9 protein-coding genes and 2 tRNA genes are annotated in these 5,569 nt (G+C 51.2%); 6 read left to right on the forward strand and 5 right to left on the reverse strand.

Annotation, left to right across the window (positions count from 1 at the left end):
• The coding region (locus NCN04_RS07145; RefSeq protein WP_250395635.1) for an alpha-amylase family glycosyl hydrolase at window positions 1-1,050 on the forward strand (1,050 nt) is incomplete at its 5' end.
• Between the two features lie 28 nt (window positions 1,051-1,078).
• Here the strand turns inward: NCN04_RS07145 and NCN04_RS07150 are convergent.
• The 3 genes from NCN04_RS07150 to NCN04_RS07160 all read right to left on the reverse strand — a co-directional run bounded on the left by NCN04_RS07150 (window position 1,079) and on the right by NCN04_RS07160 (window position 2,211).
• Window positions 1,079-1,606: a hypothetical protein gene (locus NCN04_RS07150; RefSeq protein ID WP_250395636.1), complete on the reverse strand. Its 528-nt coding sequence runs from the start codon at window positions 1,604-1,606 to the stop codon at window positions 1,079-1,081.
• A 441-nt stretch (window positions 1,607-2,047) separates the two neighbouring features.
• A tRNA-Thr gene (locus NCN04_RS07155) sits at window positions 2,048-2,119 on the reverse strand.
• Window positions 2,120-2,129: 10 nt separating this feature from the next.
• A tRNA-Tyr gene (locus tag NCN04_RS07160) sits at window positions 2,130-2,211 on the reverse strand.
• A gap of 67 nt (window positions 2,212-2,278) precedes the next feature.
• Between NCN04_RS07160 and aroQ the strand changes: the two genes are divergently transcribed.
• From aroQ to NCN04_RS07185, 5 genes are all read left to right on the forward strand, one after another.
• The gene (aroQ, locus tag NCN04_RS07165) at window positions 2,279-2,734 is read left to right on the forward strand and encodes a type II 3-dehydroquinate dehydratase (protein ID WP_048345859.1); all 456 of its coding nucleotides are present in this window, start codon (window positions 2,279-2,281) and stop codon (window positions 2,732-2,734) included.
• Window positions 2,734-3,360 (forward strand): MiaE family protein, encoded by a 627-nt coding sequence (locus NCN04_RS07170; RefSeq protein WP_048345860.1) that lies wholly within the window; start codon window positions 2,734-2,736, stop codon window positions 3,358-3,360. Before aroQ ends, NCN04_RS07170 begins: the two co-directional genes overlap by 1 nt.
• Before the next feature lie 35 nt (window positions 3,361-3,395).
• On the forward strand, window positions 3,396-3,743 hold the full coding sequence (locus NCN04_RS07175; protein WP_250395637.1) for a hypothetical protein: 348 nt from the start codon (window positions 3,396-3,398) through the stop codon (window positions 3,741-3,743).
• A gap of 593 nt (window positions 3,744-4,336) precedes the next feature.
• Window positions 4,337-4,609, forward strand: a complete 273-nt coding sequence (locus NCN04_RS07180; protein ID WP_250395638.1) for a hypothetical protein — start codon at window positions 4,337-4,339, stop codon at window positions 4,607-4,609.
• An 85-nt stretch (window positions 4,610-4,694) separates the two neighbouring features.
• Window positions 4,695-4,847 (forward strand): hypothetical protein, encoded by a 153-nt coding sequence (locus NCN04_RS07185; protein WP_250395639.1) that lies wholly within the window; start codon window positions 4,695-4,697, stop codon window positions 4,845-4,847.
• Window positions 4,848-4,856: 9 nt separating this feature from the next.
• Here the strand turns inward: NCN04_RS07185 and NCN04_RS10770 are convergent, their stop codons facing one another.
• Window positions 4,857-5,060 carry a hypothetical protein gene (locus tag NCN04_RS10770; RefSeq protein ID WP_502988767.1) on the reverse strand — a complete coding sequence of 68 codons (204 nt, stop codon included), beginning with the start codon at window positions 5,058-5,060 and terminating at the stop codon, window positions 4,857-4,859.
• 211 nt (window positions 5,061-5,271) lie between these two features.
• Window positions 5,272-5,529 carry a hypothetical protein gene (locus NCN04_RS07190; RefSeq protein WP_048345864.1) on the reverse strand — a complete coding sequence of 86 codons (258 nt, stop codon included), beginning with the start codon at window positions 5,527-5,529 and terminating at the stop codon, window positions 5,272-5,274.
• Window positions 5,530-5,569: the final 40 nt, after the last annotated feature.

The raw sequence follows: 5,569 nt of genomic DNA on the forward strand, positions 1-5,569 counted from the left end.
AACCATTGCGGGCGAGGCTTTTGGGCGTTTCATCATTTGCTGGAAAACGGTGACCGCTCCCCCTATCGCCAGTGGTTCCATGTGCATCAGTGGCCGCTGCGGCCCTATCCGCGCAGGGGCCAGGCCTGTGGCTACAGCTGCTGGTGGAATGATCCAGCGCTTCCGAAGTTCAACCACGACCATGCCCCCGTCAAGGAGCACCTATTAGCTGTTGGGAAGTACTGGCTTGAACGGGGAATCGACGGTTGGCGTTTGGACGTTCCCGATGAGGTGCCAGCACAGTTTTGGATGGACTTTCGGCGCATGGTGAAGGCGGTGAACCCGGAGGCCTGGATCGTGGGTGAGATTTGGGGCGATGCCCGGCCCTGGCTGCAAGGGGAGCATTTCGATGGGGTGATGAATTACCGCTTGGGCTGGAGCAGCCTCTGCTGGGTGGCTGGCTCTCGCCTGCGTCGTCGTTATCACAATCCGATGTACCCGTTGCGCCCCCTCGAGACGGAGGCATTGCTTGAGATCTGGTCTGAGACGCAGGGATGGTACGAGCCGGAGGTGAATCGGTGCCAGCTCAATCTTTTGGATAGTCACGATGTGCCCCGGGCCTTGCACAGCCTGAAAGGAGATGTGGCTGCGCTGTCTCTGGCGTTGCTGATGTTGATGCTTCAGCCCGGGGCCCCTTGCCTGTACTACGGAACGGAAGTGGGCCTGGAGGGTGGTTCCGAACCGGCCTGTCGCGAGGCGATGCCGTGGGAAGAGCCTTGGCCCCATGATTTGTGCACGATGATCAAGGCGTTAACCAAGATTCGCCAACAGGTTGAGGCGTTGAGTGAGCGTGGGCTTTTCTGGCAGGCTCACGCCAGTGATGGCCTCATAGGCCGTGCGCCTGGGGTGGTAGTGGTGGTGAACCGCTCTCGACGGAAGGCTTTGCTCCTGGAGGCTCACGATGTTCCGCAAGTGGGCTGGAAGACTGATGGCGCGTTGATTGGCACCTACCAGGGTGGGCGCCATTCACTTGGTCCTCAATCAGCGATCCTGTTTAAAGCTCTTGGATGAGTTTTACCTTCTGGACTCGCTCTGCTGATTAAGCCTGCTTAAGCGTGTTGATGAGACCTAAGATTCTTTCTTGGTTGGCATGTTCTTGAAGCACGACAACACCAATCTTCTTGGATTTGATTTCAATGTTTTTCAGGACTTGATTCTCTATTGGAAGGTCGGTAAGTGGGCATAGGTAAACATCGATAATGCGTTGTTGTAGGCACTCCAGGCTGTGGGGATTGGTGGCGTTTTTAGCTGAGGAGATAAGCCAGCCAGGTGGTGGTGGATTGAAAAGGGCACTGTCAAGCCATCGATTGGCATCAAGTCTCAAGCTTGATTTTCCTTGTAAGCGAGCCTCTTGATGAACTGTTCGCTCTAACTGAAGCAAGAGAGAATCGCCTTGGGGCTGCCAAATACTGCTTGCTTTCTTGAGTTTAATGCCGAAGACCTGAGCACATTTTTTTTGATTCCGACTGATGGTTGTTTGGTGTTGATGAAAGAGTGTGCCTACCTTCTTCCCGGACTGAAGCCATATCATTCCATCAAAACTAGAAAGTAAATCTTGGCTAACCATGATCCTGGTGTCTGGTAGAAAAAGCCGTCGAAAGAAGCCTCGTTACCAATCGATAGAACGTTTCTTGATTATGGGGCTCGCCCAGGTTGTGGGAGGTAATGCATGGAAATCATGCACTTTTGGGACCATGAATCGGCTTAATTGTTATCCCTTGCCGCCATCGATATCAATTGAGTGAATGCAAGGGAAGCTCTTTTTCCGTTTGTTGTCATGCTTGCTTTGTCTTTTTTATGACTTCGCTAAAGCGGATGATTGGCAGGATAAAAGGAAATGCAACCTGATCTGTTTCTGAAGACAACACGCTGTTTGGCGTTCCCCTCGCGTGCAGGGTTTGCTGTTAATAAGACCTGGTTGTTCAGTTTTGGTGGTTCAGCCATGCATGCAACTGAATCACAACCCTGTTTTGTGAAGGGCCTGCTACCAATCAAGGTGTGAGATTGAAGCCCTTGTCGAGACTTGAACTCGAGACCTCTCCCTTACCAAGGGAGTGCTCTACCGCTGAGCTACAAGGGCGTGTGGTGGATGGGCCGGGTTGGATTTGAACCAACGTAGGCAGAGCCAGTGGATTTACAGTCCACCCCCATTAACCACTCGGGCACCGACCCGAACCACACCCCCAGACATTACCAGCAAGGCTGTCGATACGATCAACCAATGTTTAAGAGTCGGGCCATGCACCTGTTGCTGCTCAACGGCCCCAACCTCAATCTGCTGGGCCAGAGGGAACCAGGCCTCTACGGTCGCCAAACCCTGGATCAGATCGAGACGGCACTCAGTGAACGGGCCAGCGCTGATGGCTTAGTGCTGGAGTGCTTCCAGAGCAATTTTGAAGGTGCCCTGGTGGACAGGATTCATCAGGCGATGGGGAAGGTGGATGGCATCCTCATCAATGCAGGGGCTTACACCCATACCTCGATTGCAATCCGTGATGCCCTGCTGGGGGTCGCCATCCCCTATGTGGAGCTGCACTTGAGCAACACCCATGCCCGTGAACCATTTCGGCATCGTTCATTTCTGGCCGACCATGCCGTTGGCGTGATTTGTGGTTTTGGCCCCGTCAGTTACGACTTGGCCTTGGATGGTTTGGTCCGCCACCTGCGAAACGCTGTGAGCGGAGCGGAGGGGTGATGGCTTCAACCTCTGTGGCCAGCATTCGTTGGTTGGCGGCACCTACCAGTGCGTCTTGGGTGCAGCAAGCGATTTCGAGACCGATGGAGGTCTTGATTGATCATGCGCATTGCGAGCGCAAAGCAGCGGGTTCTGCGGTGCAGCTGATGTTTCGTTATCTCTGCGAACCAGGCTTGGGGGAAGTGTTGAGTCCTTTGGCGCGTGAGGAGCTTGAGCATTTTGAACAGGTGCTTGCCTTGTTGCAGGCGCGAGGGCGCTATCTCGAGCCCTTGCCATCCCCGGGATATGGCGGCTTTCTTGCCAAGCACATTCGCAAAGAGGAGCCGCTGCGGATGCTCGATTCGTTTTTGGTGGCAGGTTTGATCGAAGCCCGCAGCCATGAACGAATGGCGTTGTTGGCGGAGCACAGCCCGGAGGACGATTTAAAGGACCTGTATGGAAGCTTGTTGTTGAGTGAGGCGCGCCATTTTGGTCTCTACTGGGTGATGTGTGAACAGCGGTGGGAGCGCTCGGTGATCGTGCCCCGCTTGGAGGAACTTGCACTGGTAGAACACCAGGCTCTGATTGGGGATTTGGAGAAGCCAGAAGACGTCAGGATGCACAGCTGCGGCGTGGAACCACTTTGATTGACGTCACACAATCGCTCCACATGTGGAACTGAGTGGCTGATGGCTGCAACGCAACTCAGGTCGCTGGTGGTGGGAGCCTCTATTCACGAAAGCCAGTGGGAGGCCCGGTTTGGCAGTTTTTCCTGTGGGAAGAAGGCGAAGGCAGGATCCGTCGTTCCACAACAACCAGAGACCTCAAGGAAGCCATGCGTATCGCCGAGCATTGGACGCTCGAAGCCCGATACGCTCAAGCCCAAGGTTTCCAAATCATCTTCACTTCTGTTGGGGTTGCATTAGAGAAATACGGCGAACACCAAGAGACCCGCGTATCCACAGGTCAGCTGAAAAGCGCAGAAAACATCCGCTACAACTACTGCTTTTTGATAAGGCTTTGTGCGTGAATAGTTGGCCTCGATCTACCAATTTCAATCCTCGCCCAATAGGACTAAGACAGGGTTCTGATGCTTCGTCTGGAGGATTGTGCCGCGTGGGAACCAGTTTGGCAGGAGCTTCTGCGTCATGGACGATTTTGGTGGAAAGAATGCTTATGCAACAGTGCTTTTTGATTCTGAATTTTAATACTTGTCCGCCATAGTTGACGCATCATTTGTTGTTAATTTTTTGCGTCTGATGCATTGCAGGGTCGGTGTCACTGATTGGATGAGGTGAGTTCTTGGTGGATTTAGATGTCTTTGTTTTTAAAAAAGAAACAACAGTAAATATTTTGTGGAGGCAGGCCTCACTATTATTGAGCTGATGGTTGTTGTTGGGGTTTTTGGTGTTCTGATCGGGTAATCGCAAAAGATAGTCAGCCAAGGGTAAAGCGGTAACAGCACATGTGCGGCAATTTTTGACAGAGTAAGAGTGCTTTGATTTTTGAATTATCCCGGTCCCTGGCTAGCGTCAATGAACATCTCTTCCCCTCGTTAGGGTTGAGGTGTCTGTATATTTTGTGTGGCTTAAAAGATACACCTGTGTTGAGACTTGATAAGTCGTGGCTGCCACCTGCTCTCAAGAGGTAGTTTGTGATTATCGATTTTCATCCTTGATGTTCGGCAGGATTGTTTCGTTATTGTCAGAGTTTGAACTATTCTCAGGCGAGCACAGGCTTCTAGCCCTGGCATTAGGTCATCTTCAAATCAGCAATATAGGTGCTGTTGTTTTAATTGTTTCTTCTTTGGTATTTCTTGGCAGTTTTATTTTTGTTTCGCTCAACAGCGACAATCAAGGAATGATGGCATGGATATTTGCCAAGAAGGAAGATTAAATTCAAGAGCTTCTTCCATGGCTTTGATTCCACAAGCAATGCTTGTGAATCAATAATTCAGCTACTACTGGCTCTGCGTTCAGTCTTGTCTATATCCTCAGGCACAGGCGTCTCCGGTGTTACCGCTTTAAGTATTGAGCCAAACACGATCAATGCTATGAAGCCGATGCCTAGTGTTTTGAATGCGCGACTCAACGTCTTTGAAGATGAGCTGACAGAGCAGGGCATGCAGAAATGACTCTCGTTGTTACGTGAGTTTATTCACTTTGGTGTGTTTTGATTGCGAGCTCAATGCCAGCTCCCCAAGCCGGATCCACCGGTTGCCATCCTTGTTTGCGTAGGTCCTTCCAGCGCTGTTCAGCAATGCGGGCGCACTGTTTGGCATCGGTCTGCTGCTATCGATCAACACCTTTGGGAAGAGACCCCATGAGCGCTCATCCCTGTGAAACAGTTTGTGCTAATCAAATGCCAATTCGAATTTGATCCGGTCTACAAAAAAGACGGCGAGACTCGTGGGGTTTGGTTTCAGAGAAAGTTCTGTCGCTGGAAGCGAATAAAGACACCGCAACAGCGGGTGAAAGAGCACAGAGATACGGGAGACATGGTCACCCTTGGAGTCATCTCAAAGGAGAAGTGAGTGAGTCATCAATTATTGATGGAACCTAGTATTTTTTTGGCGTCTTATCCCTTTGTATCTTTTTGATCAAGTTGCCCTTGATTAGCTCCCATCTTGTTGGAATCACGTGTCCATACCTGCCAAGATGCTGCAGTCTGAAATTCTGAAAATTCTTTCCAGGATCTCTTTTGGCAAAAAACTTTTGAATCTCTTCTTTCGGCGGCATAGCAAGCCACTGAAGCAGTTTAAGGGTGATTCCTCCACACACCCCTGTGACGACCCCTTTCCAAAACCAATCAGGCATCTGCAGCGCTGCTTGATGTGACAAACATTACTCGTAGCAG

It is taken from the genome of Synechococcus sp. MU1655 (genome assembly GCF_023630655.1).
GTDB lineage: Bacteria > Cyanobacteriota > Cyanobacteriia > PCC-6307 > Cyanobiaceae > Synechococcus_C.

What these genes read in the sequence shown, in the direction of transcription:
- NCN04_RS07150 (WP_250395636.1), bottom strand. Translation starts at nt 1,606, where the DNA reads ATGGTTAGCCAAGATTTACTTTCTAGTTTTGATGGAATGATATGGCTT.
- aroQ (WP_048345859.1), top strand. Translation starts at nt 2,279, where the DNA reads ATGCACCTGTTGCTGCTCAACGGCCCCAACCTCAATCTGCTGGGCCAG.
- NCN04_RS07170 (WP_048345860.1), top strand. Translation starts at nt 2,734, where the DNA reads ATGGCTTCAACCTCTGTGGCCAGCATTCGTTGGTTGGCGGCACCTACC.
- NCN04_RS07190 (WP_048345864.1), bottom strand. Translation starts at nt 5,529, where the DNA reads ATGCCTGATTGGTTTTGGAAAGGGGTCGTCACAGGGGTGTGTGGAGGA.